General features: G+C 34.3%; 19 protein-coding genes. 10 read left to right on the top strand and 9 right to left on the bottom strand.

From position 1 onward, the window contains the following. Positions 1-50 precede the first annotated feature (50 nt). The 3 genes from NST63_RS10150 (at position 51) to NST63_RS10140 (ending at position 2,024) form a co-directional block, all read left to right on the top strand. A complete protein-coding gene (locus tag NST63_RS10150; RefSeq protein ID WP_341044164.1) occupies positions 51-965 on the top strand; it encodes an aldo/keto reductase in 915 nt (304 codons plus the stop codon). 397 nt (positions 966-1,362) lie between these two features. Then, the gene (locus tag NST63_RS10145) at positions 1,363-1,497 is read left to right on the top strand and encodes an anti-repressor SinI family protein (RefSeq protein ID WP_212942993.1); all 135 of its coding nucleotides are present in this window, start codon (positions 1,363-1,365) and stop codon (positions 1,495-1,497) included. A gap of 197 nt (positions 1,498-1,694) precedes the next feature. Beyond that, positions 1,695-2,024 (top strand): helix-turn-helix domain-containing protein, encoded by a 330-nt coding sequence (locus NST63_RS10140; RefSeq protein ID WP_212942995.1) that lies wholly within the window; start codon positions 1,695-1,697, stop codon positions 2,022-2,024. A 340-nt stretch (positions 2,025-2,364) separates the two neighbouring features. Here the strand turns inward: NST63_RS10140 and NST63_RS10135 are convergent, their stop codons facing one another. From NST63_RS10135 to NST63_RS10120, 4 genes are all read right to left on the bottom strand, one after another. Then, positions 2,365-2,613 (bottom strand): YqkE family protein, encoded by a 249-nt coding sequence (locus NST63_RS10135; protein WP_212942996.1) that lies wholly within the window; start codon positions 2,611-2,613, stop codon positions 2,365-2,367. A gap of 145 nt (positions 2,614-2,758) precedes the next feature. After that, on the bottom strand, positions 2,759-3,427 hold the full coding sequence (locus NST63_RS10130) for a CoA transferase subunit B (RefSeq protein WP_341042010.1): 669 nt from the start codon (positions 3,425-3,427) through the stop codon (positions 2,759-2,761). Positions 3,428-3,452: 25 nt separating this feature from the next. Next, positions 3,453-4,142, bottom strand: a complete 690-nt coding sequence (locus NST63_RS10125; RefSeq protein ID WP_251337238.1) for a CoA transferase subunit A — start codon at positions 4,140-4,142, stop codon at positions 3,453-3,455. Between the two features lie 26 nt (positions 4,143-4,168). Continuing rightward, complete coding sequence (locus NST63_RS10120; RefSeq protein WP_341042007.1) at positions 4,169-5,356, bottom strand: acetyl-CoA C-acetyltransferase; 1,188 nt, start codon at positions 5,354-5,356, stop codon at positions 4,169-4,171. Positions 5,357-5,601: 245 nt separating this feature from the next. Here NST63_RS10120 and NST63_RS10115 point away from each other — a divergent pair, with 245 nt between their 5' ends. The 7 genes from NST63_RS10115 to NST63_RS10085 all read left to right on the top strand — a co-directional run bounded on the left by NST63_RS10115 (position 5,602) and on the right by NST63_RS10085 (position 11,696). Continuing rightward, positions 5,602-6,261 carry a 5-bromo-4-chloroindolyl phosphate hydrolysis family protein gene (locus NST63_RS10115; protein ID WP_212943000.1) on the top strand — a complete coding sequence of 220 codons (660 nt, stop codon included), beginning with the start codon at positions 5,602-5,604 and terminating at the stop codon, positions 6,259-6,261. Then, the gene (locus tag NST63_RS10110; RefSeq protein ID WP_212943001.1) at positions 6,258-7,436 is read left to right on the top strand and encodes a toxic anion resistance protein; all 1,179 of its coding nucleotides are present in this window, start codon (positions 6,258-6,260) and stop codon (positions 7,434-7,436) included. Before NST63_RS10115 ends, NST63_RS10110 begins: the two co-directional genes overlap by 4 nt. 250 nt (positions 7,437-7,686) lie before the next feature. Further along, a complete protein-coding gene (locus NST63_RS10105; protein WP_212943003.1) occupies positions 7,687-8,583 on the top strand; it encodes a hydroxymethylglutaryl-CoA lyase in 897 nt (298 codons plus the stop codon). A 56-nt stretch (positions 8,584-8,639) separates the two neighbouring features. Next, entirely contained in the window at positions 8,640-8,771 is a 132-nt protein-coding gene (locus NST63_RS10100) for a hypothetical protein (protein WP_257234099.1), read from the top strand. Between the two features lie 90 nt (positions 8,772-8,861). Further along, positions 8,862-9,785, top strand: coding sequence for an alpha/beta hydrolase (locus NST63_RS10095; protein ID WP_341042004.1), 924 nt, complete (start codon positions 8,862-8,864; stop codon positions 9,783-9,785). 103 nt (positions 9,786-9,888) lie between these two features. Continuing rightward, positions 9,889-11,304, top strand: a complete 1,416-nt coding sequence (locus NST63_RS10090) for a LysM peptidoglycan-binding domain-containing protein (RefSeq protein ID WP_341042003.1) — start codon at positions 9,889-9,891, stop codon at positions 11,302-11,304. 194 nt (positions 11,305-11,498) lie between these two features. Beyond that, positions 11,499-11,696, top strand: coding sequence for a CDGSH iron-sulfur domain-containing protein (locus NST63_RS10085; RefSeq protein ID WP_058002281.1), 198 nt, complete (start codon positions 11,499-11,501; stop codon positions 11,694-11,696). 162 nt (positions 11,697-11,858) lie between these two features. Here the strand turns inward: NST63_RS10085 and NST63_RS10080 are convergent, their stop codons facing one another. From NST63_RS10080 to NST63_RS10060, 5 genes are all read right to left on the bottom strand, one after another. After that, positions 11,859-12,413, bottom strand: a complete 555-nt coding sequence (locus NST63_RS10080) for an NADPH-dependent FMN reductase (protein ID WP_212943550.1) — start codon at positions 12,411-12,413, stop codon at positions 11,859-11,861. A gap of 628 nt (positions 12,414-13,041) precedes the next feature. After that, positions 13,042-13,524, bottom strand: a complete 483-nt coding sequence (locus NST63_RS10075; protein WP_212943009.1) for a CBO0543 family protein — start codon at positions 13,522-13,524, stop codon at positions 13,042-13,044. An 809-nt stretch (positions 13,525-14,333) separates the two neighbouring features. Further along, positions 14,334-14,960 (bottom strand): alpha/beta hydrolase, encoded by a 627-nt coding sequence (locus NST63_RS10070; protein ID WP_341042000.1) that lies wholly within the window; start codon positions 14,958-14,960, stop codon positions 14,334-14,336. 335 nt (positions 14,961-15,295) lie between these two features. Further along, positions 15,296-16,090 carry an SDR family NAD(P)-dependent oxidoreductase gene (locus tag NST63_RS10065; RefSeq protein ID WP_341041999.1) on the bottom strand — a complete coding sequence of 265 codons (795 nt, stop codon included), beginning with the start codon at positions 16,088-16,090 and terminating at the stop codon, positions 15,296-15,298. A 417-nt stretch (positions 16,091-16,507) separates the two neighbouring features. Next, positions 16,508-17,467 carry an LLM class oxidoreductase gene (locus NST63_RS10060; protein ID WP_212943015.1) on the bottom strand — a complete coding sequence of 320 codons (960 nt, stop codon included), beginning with the start codon at positions 17,465-17,467 and terminating at the stop codon, positions 16,508-16,510. Positions 17,468-17,539 lie beyond the last annotated feature (72 nt).

Genomic DNA, 17,539 nt, shown 5'->3' with positions numbered 1-17,539 from the left:
GAATCTTCGATAGAATAGGAGAAAAAGTTAATTTGAAAGGACTTATTCTTATGGAAAAACAACAATTGGGAGCTTCCAATCTATTCATATCTAAGCTAGGACTTGGTTGTATGTCATTAGGTACTGATGAAAATAAGGCAAAGGACATTATTAAAGCAGCACTTGATGTTGGCATCAATTATTTCGATACAGCCGATCTATATGATTTTGGTGTAAATGAAGAAATTGTAGGGAAATCATTAAAATCCGTACGGGATCAAGTCATTATAGCAACAAAAGTAGGCAATCGTTGGAATAAAGATCGAACTGACTGGACTTGGGATCCATCTAAATCCTACATAAAAGAGGCTGTCAAAGCTAGTCTTCAACGGCTTCAAACAGACTATATTGATTTATACCAATTACATGGTGGAACAATTGAGGACAATATTGATGAAACCATTGAAGCATTTGAAGACTTAAAAAAGGAAGGCTTAATCCGTTATTACGGACTTTCCTCCATTAGACCAAATGTTATACGCGAATATGTTCAAAAATCTAATATTATTAGTGTCATGATGCAATATAGTTTATTAGATCGACGACCTGAGGAAACTGTTTTATCTCTTTTAAAAGCAAATAACATTAGCGTTGTTACTAGAGGTGCTTTAGCAAAAGGTATATTAAGTGAAAAAGCTCTCACTAAGATCCCACAACAAGGATATTTAAGTTACACGAATAAAGAATTGGTTGAGCTAGTTAAAGGAATTGAATCGAAATTAGTGAAAAAAAACCGAAGCATGACAGAGTTAGCATTGAAATATAATTTAAATAATGAAACTGTTGCAGCAGTTATCACCGGTGCTAGTTCCATTCATCAAATTAAAGAAAATGCTCATGCATTACAAGGAAATCCATTAACTAAGGAAGAATATTTGTTATTACAAGAACTCAGTAAACAAACAAACTATTCTGATCACCGCTAATAGTTTTTTATATGCTTATATTTAAGAGGGGTCACCCCCCTTTTTCTTTTTGCAGAAAACTTTTCACCATCTTTCGTTTTTTTTTAACAAAATCCCCAAATCGTTTCGATAAATATTACAAGGTTCACAAGTAATTCTTTGATTTATTTTTTGAAATATTCTAATTTTCTACATAATTGGATAATACATTCTTTTTTTTGTTCATTGCTCTAGGGATTTTCCCCCTTTTTTTCAGCTATAGTTATCGACAAATTTTACGAGTTAATTATGCTTAATTCCTTTATACTTTTCATAAAGATAGAGAAATAGTAATAGTAAAAAAGGTTTGCACAAGCTTAAAATTTCTTCATGGGATAGGAAATTGCAAACTTAATAGTTTTCTAGGGGGAAAAGGGAGATGGAAAAACAATTTATTGTAAAGAAAGAATCACTAGATCCTGAATGGGTCGACCTCATTCTTGATGCTTTTGATTTGGGAATGAGTGTTGAGGAGATAAAAGATTATTTTTCGAAAAAGCGTTACTCTTCTTGAAAGATTTTCCACACCTTCAAAGTATTCAAGTTAGATTTCACATGATTGTTTAGTATATTTTTTCACTCCATTAGATTTTTTACCATTACTAATATTTCACTCAGATTAGTTTTTTGACTTATTAATTATTTTTCATTTAATGCGAAACAATTCCTTCTGTATATGTTATAATAACACGAAGGAAGGTGACATTAAGTATGATTGGACAACGTATTAAAAAATTTCGCTTACAAAAACAATTATCTTTATCCGAACTAGCAGAAAGAGCTGGAATAGCAAAATCATATTTGAGCTCCATTGAGCGAAATTTACAATCCAATCCATCTGTTCAATTTCTCGAAAAAATTGCAGCAGTTTTAGGGATTTCCGTTAACTTGCTATTGCATGATCAAATAGATGAAACGAATACTACCGAACTCGATTCAGAATGGGAATCATTAGTTAGAGAAGCAATGAATTCAGGAGTTTCAAAAGAGGAATTTAGAGAATTTCTAGAGTTTAATAAGTGGAAAATAAATAATAAATAATAAGAGTTTAAGATGATTTCTTCATCGTAAACTCTTTTTTATTCATTAAGAAAGGAGACTTGACATTAATTACAGGCTTCAAAGTCAAATCAGCCATACTTTTGCCGCGCTAACAGCATCGACTCGCACTTTTTTTAATTGATGGTTTGATTTATAGGCTATTTTTCGTAATGCTTCTTGTGTAAAAGCCCTAATAGCAGCTTTTACACTAAATAAAGGCTTTCAACGTTTCCTATGAATTTTGTAGCTCATTTCATGTAAAATGAAGAGGATAGACGGCTTTCAACTCAAATTTCCGGTAAGACTATTTCTAAAGAATAATATTGTTTATGGGAAGAAATTATTTATATTTTTTCCAGTCCATCGGGTTTTCGTTTAATAATTCTTCAAACGACTTGTTTTTATCTTTTTGTCTTCTCTCTTCCCTTTTTCTCTCTTCTTCTAATTTCTTCTTCGACTCTTCATCCTGTTTCAGTTGCTGCTGTGTATGTTTCAACTTTAAAAGGATATCTTGATTTAACGTATCTTGCAATGTCAATTTATCATCGGTTTGTTTATTTTTTCTTTGTGTTTGTTTCGATCTTGCCATGGGATGACTCCTTTATATTCATTAATAATAGGCTCTTTTTACATAGATTATTAATTCCTAAATTTAGATTGAACCTGTAGTTCTTCTCATGAAAGCTTAATAAAAAAAGGGAATGCATTCATTCCCCCTTATTTTACTATAAATACTAATAGGCTTCTAGTTTGACATCCTTTGCAACTAATAGATCCGGTTCAGTTGATGAAAGAATTTCTTCTATTGAATATCCTTTTGCTACTTCCTTTAAGATCAAACCATTGGCAGTTACATCGATGACAGCTTGATCTGTAATAATCCGATTCACTACACCCTTACCAGTTAAAGGCAAACTGCATTGTTTGAGTATTTTGGGTTCGCCCTTTTTATTTACATGATCCATAATGACGATTATTTTTTGAGCACCATGGACAAGATCCATTGCTCCACCCATCCCTTTAATCATTTTGCCCGGAATCATCCAGTTCGCCAAGTCACCCGCTTCTGACACTTCCATTCCACCTAATATTGCTACATTAATATGTCCCCCACGTATCATAGAAAAGGATTCTGCACTATCAAAATATGCCGCACCTGGAATGGCAGTAACGGTTTCTTTTCCGGCATTAATTAAGTCGGCATCAATATTTTCCTCTGATGGATATGGACCAATTCCTAATAAACCATTTTCAGACTGTAAAACTACTTGTTTATTATCGGCAATATAGTTAGCTACTAATGTAGGCATTCCAATACCAAGATTAACATAATCTCCGTTTTCAATCTCCTTTTCCGCTCTGCGAGCAATTTTTTCTCGTATTGTGAACTTATCTAGTGCCATTCTACATTTCTCCTTTCACTATGTATTAATGACTGATGGTTCTTCTCTCGATTCTCTTTTCTTGTTTTCCTTGAATAATTCTTTGGACATATATACTTGGTGTATGGATAAAATTAGGATCTAAATCGCCAATTTCATAGAGCTCCTCTACTTCAGCAATGGTTACTTTTCCAGCTGCTGCAATCATTGGGTTAAAATTACGGGCCGTTTTGTTATAGACTAAATTCCCCATCTTATCCCCTTTCCAGGCTCGTATTAAACTAAAGTCTGCAATCAGCGCTTCCTCCAACACATATTCCTTCCCATTAAAATTACGGATTTCTTTTCCGTCAGCGATTGGCGTTCCGACTCCTGCTGGTGTATAAAAAGCAGGAATTCCTGCCCCACCTGCACGAATCTTTTCAGCTAGTGTTCCTTGTGGTGTTAATTCCACTTCTAGTTCTCCTGATAATACTTGTCTTTCAAACTCTTTATTTTCCCCTACATAGGAACCAATCATTTTTTGAATTTGTTTGTTCTGTAATAGAGGCCCAAGTCCCCAATCATCAATTCCACAATTGTTTGAGATAACGGTTAAATTTTTTACCCCTTTTTCAACTAACGCTTGAATTAAATTTTCCGGTATCCCACAAAGGCCGAAACCACCAACCATTAGAGTAGCCCCATCATGTATGTCAGCAACTGCCTCATGAAAGGATGTATAAACTTGTTTCATTGCTCTATCTCCCTTCTATTCTTGCATTATGCTAATTCAACGATTGTTGCAACACCCTGTCCACCACCGATGCATAAAGTAGCTAAACCTGTTTTCGCTTGTCTTTTTAACATTTCATGGATTAGCGTTACAAAAATTCTAGTTCCACTTGCTCCAATTGGATGACCAAGTGCTATCGCACCACCATTCACATTTAATATTTCTTTATTAAAATGTAGTTCGCGATCAACAGCAAGGCTCTGAGCGGCAAAAGCTTCATTCGCCTCAATCAAATGAATTTCCTCTAAAGAAAGGTTAGCCTTTTTCAATGCTTTATTTACTGCAGCTACTGGTCCAATCCCCATAATGCTCGGATCAACCCCTGCACTTGCATTGGCTTTAATTGTTACAAGCGGCTTAATACCAAGTTCTTCACATTTTTTCCGTGACATGACAACAACGGCAGCTGCCCCATCATTAATTCCTGAAGCATTACCTGCTGTTACAGAACCGTTCTTTTTAAAGGCTGGTCGCAATCCCGCTAATTTTTCAGGTGTCGTTCCTTTTTTCGGATATTCATCCGTATCGAATACGATTGGTTCGCCTTTTCTTTGCGGAATTTCAATCGGAATAATTTCCTCCTGAAATTTACCTGCCTCGATTGCCTTTACTGCCTTTGCTTGACTGTCACTTGAAAATTGATCCTGTTCTTGCCGTGTAATTTGATATTTATCACAAAGATTTTCTGCTGTAATTCCCATATGATAATCATTAAAAGCGCACCATAAACCATCTTGAATCATACTGTCTACGAGCTTTTGATCGCCCATTTTAAACCCATCCCTCGCCTGATTCAATAGATATGGAGCTCTGCTCATATTTTCCATGCCACCAGCGACAATAATGTCTGCATCCCCTGCCACTATTGCCTGGGTAGCCAAGTGAACCGCTTTTAATCCTGAACCACAAACCTTATTAATCGTCATAGAGGAAACGCTTTCAGGAACACCAGCTTTAATGGCAGCTTGACGTGCCGGATTCTGGCCAAGTCCTGCTTGAAGTACATTCCCCATAATGATTTCATCTACCTGATCACCACTAACCCCCGCCTTTTCAAGTGCACTTTTAATAACAATTGCACCTAACTCAGTAGCTGATGTATTTTTTAATGTACCATTAAAGCTACCTATCGCTGTACGTACAGCACTTACAATGACAACTTCTTGCTTTTCCACGTTTTCTCCTCCCCTGCTGAACATAGTACTTAAAAGCATTCTACATTTTATTTTTCGCTAAAAAATAAGAAATTCCTTTAATTTTCGCAATTCTTTTCTACTGCTTCCGCAGGAGTATGGTTGACTACTTCTCAAGATGTATTTATTTCAACTTCATACTCCTTTATAATAATATGCAATGAAACTTTTTTTTACGATATCCGTATATAATGATGTATTAGTTCTTTAGACAGGAGTCGATAGTTATGCACCCCTTTTTAGCATTCATGTTACGATTTTTTGTAACTCTTCCTACGATGACTATTATTTGGCTAATAAGCAATTTCGCATTTAACCAAACTTTTTGGTTCTCCGCATTGTTTGCATTAGGTGGAGGAGTGATTACTTACGTAGCCACTAAATGGTATACAGACCATGTTTTCTTAAAGAGGCATCAATTAACTAGGAAAGAGTATGCATATATAATAAAAAATCTAAAAGAGGCTCAACAGAAAATCTCACGACTACAAAAGGTATTTTTCAGTATTCGGAGTATCGGTTCTTTTAAACAAATGTTTGAAATTATTCGTTTGGTCAAACGTATCCAGTCGATTATAAAAAAAGAACCACAGCGTTTTTTCAAGGCGGAAAAGTTTTATTTCTATCATCTTGATTCTGTAGTTGAGTTATCAGAAAAATATTCCTTTTTAGCGTCTCAACCTGCTAAAAATGATAAATTATATTATTCATTAAACGAAACTCGTGATACATTAAAGGATTTAAAAAGATCGATCGAGAAAGATTTATATGAGGTTCTTTCCAATGATATTGAACATCTGGAATTTGAATTAGATGTAGCAAAACGCTCATTAAAAACATTAAAAAATCCATTGACGAAAGACGATGAAAGGAGATCTACTAAATGAGTGAAACAAAAGAAACATTATGGCAAGAAGATATAAGTGACGGGATGGATGACTTGTTATCTAACCCTTTTGGTGATAAAGAACTGATTATTAATGATACACCGTTACAAACAGAAACTGAAAAACCAACCCGATTAATTGATGTTATTCCCGAGGAAAACCGACAAAAGGCTATTCAATTAGCTGAGCAAATTGATCCTAAAAATCATCAATCCATTATTTTATATGGAACTCAAGCTCAATCCAAGCTTTTAAATTTCTCTCATTCTATGCTTGATCATGTACAAAAGAAAGATATTGGTGAGATCGGCGATATTCTTAGTGATTTAATGAAAAAATTACATGATGTAAATCCTGACGAATTAACACCTGAGAAAAAAGGGTTATTCTCTCGCATGTTCGGTAAGATTTCAAATTCTATTCAAGAGGTACTATCAAAATATCAAAAGACTGGTGCCCAAATTGATCGAATTAGTGTAAAACTTGATCATTCGAAAAAAACTCTACTTGCTGATGTTCAAATGCTTGAACAATTATATGAAAAAAATAAGGATTATTTCCATGCGTTGAATATTTATATTGCAGCTGGTGAAATCAAGCTTGAGGAATTACAAACAAAAACAATACCAGAATTAAAAAATAAAGCGGCTGCCACTGGAGATCAAATGGCTGTTCAAGACGTCAACGATATGATCCAATTTGCAGACCGATTAGATAAGCGACTTCATGACTTAAAATTAAGCAGACAAATTACAATTCAGAGCGCACCTCAAATTCGCTTGATTCAAAATACGAACCAAGCACTTGCGGAAAAAATCCAATCATCGATCATGACCGCAATTCCTTTATGGAAAAATCAAATTGCGATCGCATTAACCTTGATTCGTCAACGAAGTGCAGTGGAGGCACAAAAACAGGTATCGAAAACTACGAATGATCTACTTCTAAAAAATGCTGAGATGCTTAAGCAAAATACGCTTGAAACGGCAAGAGAAAATGAACGTGGTTTAGTAGATATCGAAACACTTAAAAAAACACAGGAAAATCTTGTTTCCACACTAGAAGAAACTCTACGTATTCAGCAGGAAGGTCGTGCTAAACGTTACCAGGCTGAACAAGAACTTATGACCATGGAAAATGAACTAAAGCAAAAACTGCTTAATTTAAAATCGTGATATTATGCGGTTTTCGTAAATGTTAATGCTAATAATAAAAAAATTTAGCGATTCGAATGAATTTTCCAGCCCTTTTCTAATTGAAATGAAGAGGTTAAAAGGCTCCAATACTAAATTATTAGTTAGCTAAATAGTAAATGTGTGATAGAATAGCCTACTTTAAAAACAAAGCTCTCATTCAGGGCTTTGTTTTTAATTATTCTTGCAATTCTTTCATTTCCCTCTAAAATGAAATTGGGAGGGAGATTTCATGTTATTACCTAATGAAGTAACTATTATTGAGGTTGGTCCTCGCGATGGACTTCAAAATGAAAAGAATTTTGTACCTACCGAAGTAAAAGAACAATTTATTCACAATTTATCTGATGCTGGAATACAAGAAATGGAGATTACCTCGTTTGTATCTCCGAAATGGGTTCCGCAAATGCAGGATGCAGCTACTATCGCGTCTTCAAATTACAATATTCAAAGGAAAATAGTTTTAACCCCCAATCGAAAAGGGGTTGATCGTGCACTTGAACTTGGTTGTGAAGCAGTAGCAGTTTTTGTTGGGGTTAGCAATAGCTTTAATAAGAAAAATATTAATAAAACGACGATGGAAAGCATGGAAGAACTAAAACCAATTATTGCAGAATTAAAGAAAAAGAATATTTTTGTTCGAGCCTGTATTTCCACCGCATTCTACTGTCCCTTTGAAGGAAAAGTTTCGGAAGAAGCCACTATTAAATTATGTCAAGAATTTGTCACTGCTGGTGTCGATGAGCTTAGTGTGGCTGACACGATTGGCATGGCTGTACCAACAGAATCCTTTGCACTGTTCTCAAAATTAAAAGAAAAGCTGCCAGCTATTCTTTTAACTGCTCATTTCCATGATACGAGGAAAATGGCTTTAGCAAATATCTTTGCAGCTTTGCAGGCTGGCATTGATCGTTTCGATACTTCTGCTGGAGGACTTGGGGGCTGCCCATTTGCACCTGGAGCAACTGGAAATGTTGCAACAGAGGATGTTGTTTATATGCTTGAAAGAATTGGCATTCAAACAGGAATTGAATTAGATAAACTCGTAAATGCCATTGATGTGATCGCACCTATGATTGCTCGACCAATCGAAAGTGGTTATTATCAACTAGCTAAGAAATCAGTATAGTTTTCTCCTCTTTTGCTCATTTTAAGGGTATCGTTGCAAATAAGGAGGATTGTCAAATGACTAAACAACGTGAAAAGGGCTATAGTCAAAAAGGGAAACCAACAGGTGATACAACAAAAAATATGATTGCTGCTGAAGAATTAGAGCAGGCCATTCACCCGACTAAAAGACAAAATTCCAAACAATAACTTGCTAGTTGAAACTGACTTTGTTAGTCAGTTTCTTTTTATATATGGTAAAATATAGAAAAAAACAAAAAAACATCGGAGGAACTCACTATGAAAAAAGGATTGTCCATTTTCGGTGGTGCCACATTATTAGCTACAACTGGATTGGGTCTCTATCTTTCCGAACGAATCATGCATATAACAAAAAAAGATGAAAAGTATGTATACGATCGTGAAGTTCATGCCAAACGGGTCGACCCTGTTTCTTTTGATGCCCTGCCAAAAGAAGATGTTATGATTCCTTCCCCTTTCGGCTACCAAATTAAAGCTTTATTTATCCGCCCCTTCCCCCAAGTCAAAAAGTATATGATTTTTTGCCACGGGGTTACCGAAAATAAAGTAAATTCCATTAAATATATGAATTTATTTTTGGAAAAAGGCTTTAATGCTGTCATTTATGATCATAGAAGACATGGAGAAACAGGCGGAAAAACTACGAGCTATGGTTATTATGAAAAACATGATTTAAAAGCTGTAGTTGATGCTCTTCTTTCCATTGAAGGAGAGGATATCGTATTTGGTATTCATGGCGAATCTATGGGTGCTGCGACTACCCTTTTATACGCAGGGATGCTAGAAGATCGCGCCAATTTTTATATTGTTGATTGCCCGTTCTCAGATTTTCGTGAATTATTAGCGTATCAAATCTCTAATGAGATTAAGCTTCCTGGAAAATGGTTTCTTCCCTTGGCAAATTTATTTATTCGATTGCGCGATGGGTACTCTTTAAAAAATGTTTCACCGATACAGGTTATAAAAAATATACAGAAGCCCATTTTATTTGTACATAGTGAAAAAGATGATTATATACTTCCGGAAATGACGAAAGAACTATTTAAACAGAAAAAAGGAGCTAAAATGCTTTATATGGCAATCAATGGAGCACATGCCCAATCCTTTAATGAAAACCGTCAGGAATACGATCAAACCATTGACGAATTCTTAACGAAGTATGTCAATGAAGCATGTAATTAAAAGAATTGTTAAGTTTTTCTCTTCCTATTTTTATTTTTTCTAAACATCCGCACCTGTCTATGAATACAGTAAATATTAAGGAAAAAAATAGGGAGAGATTGAAATGAACATTCATGTAGTACAAAAAGGAGAAAATCTTCGTGTGATTTCCCAGAGATATGGGGTCAATATAAATCAAATCGTTACGGCCAATCAATTGCCCAATCCCAATGTATTAGTCATTGGGCAAGCACTCGTTATTCCTGCCCCAGGACATGAATACGTTATTCAACCTGGGGACAATCTTTGGTCTATTGCCCAGCGATTTGGAACGACCGTTCAAGCGATCGCTGATATAAATCAAATTTCCAATCCAACCGATATAATGGTAGGACAAATATTAATTATTCCCATTCAGTACCATACCGTACGTTCAGGTGAAACCCTATGGTCAATTGCTCAACGTTATGGTGTCAGTATCACTTCTCTTACCCAAATCAATCGCGTTTTAAATCCTGCGAATCTTTATGTTGGGCAGGTTTTACGAATTCCAGAAACCTCCCTTCCTATAAAAGAAGTAAACGCTTATATTACTTCACTTGGTGAAAGTGGAGCTCGTGAAGTAAGGCAATTAGGTAGATACTTAACGTATATTTCTCCTTTTACGTATTCAATAAAGGAAGATGGCAGCCTCACTGAATTATCTGAAGCAGCCGTTTTGGATGCTGCCCGTGTGGAACAGGTTGCTCCACTAATGGTTGTTACAAATTTTACAAATAGCGAATTTAATTCTGATCTTGCAGCAACTATTTTAAGAAATCCCTCGCTTCAAAATACAATGATTGATCAATTGCTTTCTAAAATGCGTGAAAAGGGCTATTCAGGGGTGAATTTTGATTTTGAATATGTGTATCCAGAAGATCGTGAGAACTATAATGATTTTCTTAGACAGGTTGTTACAAAACTGCACCCTGAAGGATTTTTGGTTTCTACCGCACTCGCCCCCAAAATATCTTCTGATCAAAAAGGGATATTATATGAAGCACATGATTATGCTGCACAAGGAGAAATTGTTGATTTTATTGTTTTGATGACCTATGAATGGGGATGGGCTGGTGGAAAACCTTGGGCAATTGCACCGATTAACGAGGTGAAGCGAGTACTAGACTATGCTGTTACAGTTATTCCTCGTCAAAAAATTATGATGGGAGCGCCACTCTATGGTCGTGATTGGAAGATCCCCTGGAAGGAAGGGACCATTGCAAAAACAGTTAGCTCCCAGCAAGCTCTGAGCTTAGCAAGTAAGTATGGTGCCAGTATTCAATATAATACGACTTATCAATCCCCATTTTTCCGATATACGGACGAAAATGGTCAACAGCATGAAGTATGGTTTGAAGATGCACGTAGTGCTCAAGCAAAGTTTGACGTTGTAAAAAATTATCGACTTAGGGGGATTAGCTACTGGGTGCTTGGCAGTCCGTTCCCACAAAACTGGCTCGTCCAACAAAATAATTTCAATGCACGCAAACTTATTTAATGTTTTTTTTCTGCATTTTCATAACATCGGAATCAGTTTTGTCAATCATTATTTTCTCTTACTATCATCCAAAAGTAGTTAAAAAACCTTAAGATAAATAACATTAGAAATAATATCCATCTTACCTAGTTGCTTTTTCTACTTTTTCCTTATACCATCATAATAGAGTGCTAATTATAGAAAGGATGTTGTTAATGTCTAAAGTACAAATTAAAGTAAATGATAATGGATCCTACCGCATAACGGGGGATGTGGAACTAATTGACGCAGAAGGGAATGTGTTTGAAACTAAGCCGTCGTTTTCATTATGCCGCTGTGGATTATCTATGAAGAAGCCTTTTTGTGATGGTTCCCATAAAGGGCATTTTGAATCTGTTGTTCGTGCAAAATAAATAATTACAAAAAAAAAGAGTCCCGAAGTCATTCCTACGAATAATTCGTGATTCTTTTTTTTGATTCTTCAATATTCGCCTTCATTTTTATTAATCTCCTTTGTATAAAAAACAAATGGTCGGAGACAATGCTCTATTACGAGGTACATCCACATGTATTATTTATTCTTGATATTTCTTAATTAAATCAACAAACGCATCAACGAAGGATTGTAGGAATTTAACCGTTCCTTCATCTTTTATCTTACCATCTTCATCCAATATATCAGCGACATTTCCAATATAAGCCTCAGGTTGTTGAAGTATTGGCATATTTAAGAATACTAAAGGTTGACGTAAATGATGATTAGCACCAAACCCACTCAATTTACCTGGAGATTGACTGATAATTGCGGCTGGTTTGTTATTCCATACACTTGCTCCATAAGGACGAGAACCCACATCCAATGCATTTTTTAATACAGCAGGTATTGAACGGTTATATTCAGGAGTTACAAATAATACGGCTTTAATTTCCTTCATCTTGTTACGAAAGGTCGTATACTCCGGAGGAGCATTGTTTTCATCATCAAAATCCTGATTATATAATGCCAAATCTCCTATTTCAACAAATTCTGTTTCATATCCATTTGGGAATAAAGTTGCAACATTTGCTGCAAGTTTTTTTGAAAAAGATTCTTTCCGAAGACTACCAACCAAAATACCAACTTTAGTCATCATCCATTTTCCTCTCTGTTTTTTTATTGGACATAATAACATAGATTTCCTTTTATTATCTCTTAAATGATTGCTAATCATTCTTCAAACAGTTAAGCATTCGTTTAATTTCGTTGCTCAATCTTTTATAAAGTTTTTTATATGACTTTTAAAAGACCCACAAATCCTTCTTCCATTACTTCATCAAGCTCTATCTTTTTATGTAGTATATGCTTTGCTTTATATATTTTCTAAAATCTTATACTTTTATATGAACAGCTGCTTCATTTAATTCTATTCGCAAAAATCTCTATTTTGAGATATATAATAAATAAATTGATTCTAATAAATTTACAATATCAAAAAAAATTATCGGCTTTACCTTTGAATATAAACTAATCTTTATAAGTTATTAAGCAGCTTTTTCCTTTCAATAAAGTTGTTTAATTTTTCATTCAACAATAGCCCAACAAACTGATTCATAACTATTAACATTCATTACAGTTTGTTGGGTATTTCTAAAAGACTGTTTTCGTATAGATTATTGCTTCTCTATTGTCGACTTTTACATTTAATAAAGGTATTAGCGGTTAGTAGAAACAGATAATTATGATTAAAAATATCCCTAAGTAGGAACAATGCAGAAATATTAAGTTACATTTTGATTATGCTTAAATTTATCTAACATCTTAATGAATCCGACAAGACCCCTAATCGTAAATAAAGTAAAACTTACACTTCCGAAAGTATGAAACGGTGACCATTTTTTCCATTTAAATAATTTTGAATATTTTTGTAAATACCATTGACCTAAACTCATAGGGACACTAAAAAGTAGACTTTTCAAAAGTATTTTCCAAAAATTATCATTGTATGATAATTTAACCCAGATTACACTTAAAAGCGGGAAAAACAATATGTCATAAACGATATTGGTTTTAAAAATTTTTGGAAAAGGGCGAACAGGATACTCTATCCTTTTCGTACCTACAACATAAGCATCTATAAGGGTTGCGAGAACTCCTTTTGAGAAAAAAATAACAAGATTTTCTCTCATTTTTGATCCTCTAAATAAAAATGGTAGGCACAGCATGCATAGAGTAAATAGTAGATGTAGTAATCTTCTTTCCATTAAAAACATCCTTTCAAGGATTTATTTACAATTTCCTAAATAATTTGCATCTGCTTTAAATAATTGTAAAAATGAAATATAGGTAGACTTTATCATCCATATTATTTTTGCCTGAAAACATTTACAGTATTCTAGCATTACTTTTTATGCATGATGTATAATAGAGTGCGAATTTACAATATATTTCTACATTCCTAAAACACTGAAATGAGTTCAATGAATTGTTTTTCCTCCAATGATTCTTATGTAGACAGTACCTAAAATAACCTTTTAGGAAAATATTGCTCTACAACTCTTCTCCCCCTTTATTAGCTCAAGAACAAACTACAACCAAAAAGCATTAATCCTCCTTGGATTAATGCAATGTAAATGCAATAAAAAAATAACCTATATTTGTTGGATAAATTTAATCACTCATTTATATCTACATGATGCACCATTTGATCCTATCATTTGCTTTAACAGTACAAGAGGATAAAATTCTATTAGATAATCTAGGTTCTCTCTTATGTAAAATAAATGCTTGAAGATTATAAGTCAATTCCAAACTCAATAATAGTATATAACATTTTGTATCCTAATGATTTATATAAGGATATAGCCCTTCCACTAACACCAAATACACTTAAAGTGTGGCTTCACTCTTTCCTTTGTTTTTTAGGAACTTTAAAGCTTCTGTTATTACGCTTTAGCGATTCCTTTTCTTCTCCATTCTGTTATAAAAGAAATGTTTTCAGTAACACTTCTTTCCTTTCCCAAGTCATTACACTAATTCATTAAATAAAAAACTGTGTGCTAACGACACAGTTTTAAAATTCATCTATTTTAACCATTACATCCTTTAGCACTTCAATTGATTTAAAAATATCACCTTCAATCTCTATACTATGATTAGCACCTTCAATTAAACTTATTTTTAATCTATTATTGTTTTTAATTTTTTCGAATTTTTCATAGATATAACAAGGGTCATTATCACCAATAATACAAAGTGCCTGAGTTTTATTATTTAATAAAGCATTATAAACATCGTTTCGCTGTAATAAAGGAGTTAACCATATAGCCTTTGCTGAGTGATACTTCGGATATTTCAAAAGATGAGTCAATGCAATCGTACCTAATGATTTAGCAACTATAGTAAAGTCAGTGTAATCATTATCTTTTAAAATTGTTTCAATCACTGCTTGAACATCGGATGTATGTTCATCTGAACTTAAGGAAGATACTTCCTCTTGTGAATAATGATAATTTACAAGTAAAATATCAGAACCTTTTTTTAACATAATTCCTGTTGTATAGTGGAGTAATGGTGCCTGAGTAGTATAACCTGCACCAGGTAAGATGATAGTAAGAGAACTAGATTTCTCTTCATGTTTATAATGTATATATGGGATATCCCTGTTAGTTGATTTCGTATTGCCACTAATTAGTTTCATATTCCACACCCTTTTTATTTTAATAAAATTATACTATAAATCAAAAATTTACCAATATCAGTAATACACCACTTTAGTTTTTCTTCCATCCTACTAAGTAAAAAATAATTAGTATAAAATAATCACTTAAAACCTTTTATCTTTAGATATTCTCGCGTAGAATATTTAGACATTGGACTTCCACAATCACACGTGTTTAGGGAATAACGAAAAAGCCCAAGTTTCTCAATTTGATTGTAGAGAACCTGGACTACCCTATAAAAAAAATTGCTCTTGTAACCACTCAATTTTTATTGTTAACTAAGACATCTTGAAAACTGGTAATGCTTTTGTCATTAAAACACACTACGTACTAATCCGCCATCGATTCTCAAAGCAGATCCATTAATAGCTGAAGAAAGAGGACTACTTACAAACGTAACAAAATGTGCAATTTCTTCTGGTCGAATAAGCCTCTGAATGATAGAGGTTGGCCGATTTTCTTTCATAAACCGTCTTTCAGCTTCTTCCATGGTCAATTTCTCATTAGGATAAAGGGTATTTAGCATTGTTTCTACTCCTTCTGTTAGAGTTGAACCTGGCATAATAGTGTTGACTGTTACATTTGTTCCTTTAGTCAGCTCAGCTAAACTTCGTGAAAGCGAGAGCTGCATCGTCTTAGTTGCGCTATAATGAGCCATTTCTTGAGATGGCATTATGGCAGCTTCGCTAGCAATAAATATAACTCTTCCTTCCTTTTTTTGGATCATTTGATTTAGGTACCATCGAGTAAGCCGAACACCACTCATAATATTGACCTCAAACATTTTAAACCACTCTTCATCAGAGATAGTAAAATATTCTTTGGGTTCAAAGATTCCTAGGTTGTTAATGAGAATATCTACATCTGAAAATTCCTCTATAGCCTTTTGGCATCCTTGTTCTGTACCTAAATCAGAAACCAATGACTGAAGGATAGCTTCAGGAAACTGTTCTTGAATTTCTTTAATTGTTTGACTAACCTTTTCTTCACGACGTCCATTAATAATGACTGTAACACCTTCTTTTACTAATGACATCGCAATTGCTTTACCAATTCCGGCTGTTGACCCTGTAACGAGCGCAGTTTTTCCTTTCAAATGCAGAAACAAATTGAATCACTCCTAATTGCTTTTTAAATGATTAATTATATTTAATAATATGGTTAGTATGGATTTTTCCCCTTATTTTAAACTGAAGGGATAATTTTACTTATAGAAAGGTAGCTTTATCACGTGCAACTATATTGTTGTATATCCCATTGATAATCAAAATCTTTCGAGACATGACGAATTAGATGGTTAAAATCCAAACCTTCAATAGACCCGTAAGAAATCGAAACAACTCGATGTAAGGCTTTAGGATTTAACCAACAGAAAAAAGAGAGAGGTTGATGTACTTCTCTCCTTCAATCAAAAGCCAGGTGGACCACTATCTTGTTAATCCTTCCTGCATGTACATCACCAAAGGTTCATTACTGATATTGTCGCTACCCCCCCTATTATTCAATGAACAAGTAGTTTCATGAATTACAACTTAATCGCAGGAAAATGAGGCAAAACCTCTTCCCCTAACTCCTGTATTACTTCATCAGCTGGTCTTTTACTATCAAAAAGTGCAAAGAAAAGATGATTTACACCAATTTCTTTGTAAATATTCAATAATTCTATTAATCTATTACGTCCTATCCTGAATCCCAATCTTATAGCCGTAGGCATTTCATTTGGATCCTCAGACAAATCCAAATGCATCGGTTGTGAAAATGGTTTAAAAACTCCAGGATGGTATTCTTCAACAAGTTGTCTCCATTTTTCTATTGCTTCTGCTTGAAAATGCGGACTTCTAGGATAGTAAATCCATCCATCCCCATTCTTTGCAAACCATTCCATGGATTGTTGAGCGTAACCAGTAATCATTGTTGGAATTCGTTTTTTAGGTTTTGGAACTAAATTACTTCCTTGAATTAATCCTAACGAAGACTCAATAGAAGGATACTCCTCATATAATACTTGATTTAAATAATTAAATGATTCAAGGAATCGTTTTCCTCGTTCTTCATGGTTAACGTTTAAACCATAGAAATCTGCTCTTCGATCCCCAGAAGATACTCCCATAATTAGACGTTCTGGAAACAGTTGATCAATTGTCGCAATTTCTTTTGCAACGCGTAAAGGATGGCGCAGGGAAAGGACAACCGCTGCGGTTCCCAGAGCAATTTCTTTTGTATGGCTTGCTAAATATGTTAAATAAATTAACATATCATATATTTGTCCGGTAGCTGGGTCACCGAACGATGGATCATCTAATATGACATCTCGAAGCCATAAACCAGTAAAACCGTAAGACTCGGCTAATTGAGATAGCTCCACTTGTTTTTCCATCGTGGGAGTATCAAATTGATAATTTTCTAATGGTATATGGAGTCCTAGGGTCAACTCCCCTTCTTTATACATTCGACTATATCCATCATGCTTAGAGAATATATTCATAGTTTTTATCCTTCTTTCTTAACAAAATGCCATAATAACTCAGAGAACACTTCTTTTGGGAGACATCATATG

It is taken from the genome of Heyndrickxia sp. FSL W8-0496 (assembly GCF_038007825.1).
Taxonomy (GTDB): Bacteria; Bacillota; Bacilli; order Bacillales; family Bacillaceae_C; genus Heyndrickxia; species Heyndrickxia oleronia.
This window is presented reverse-complemented; position numbering and strand designations above follow the sequence as displayed.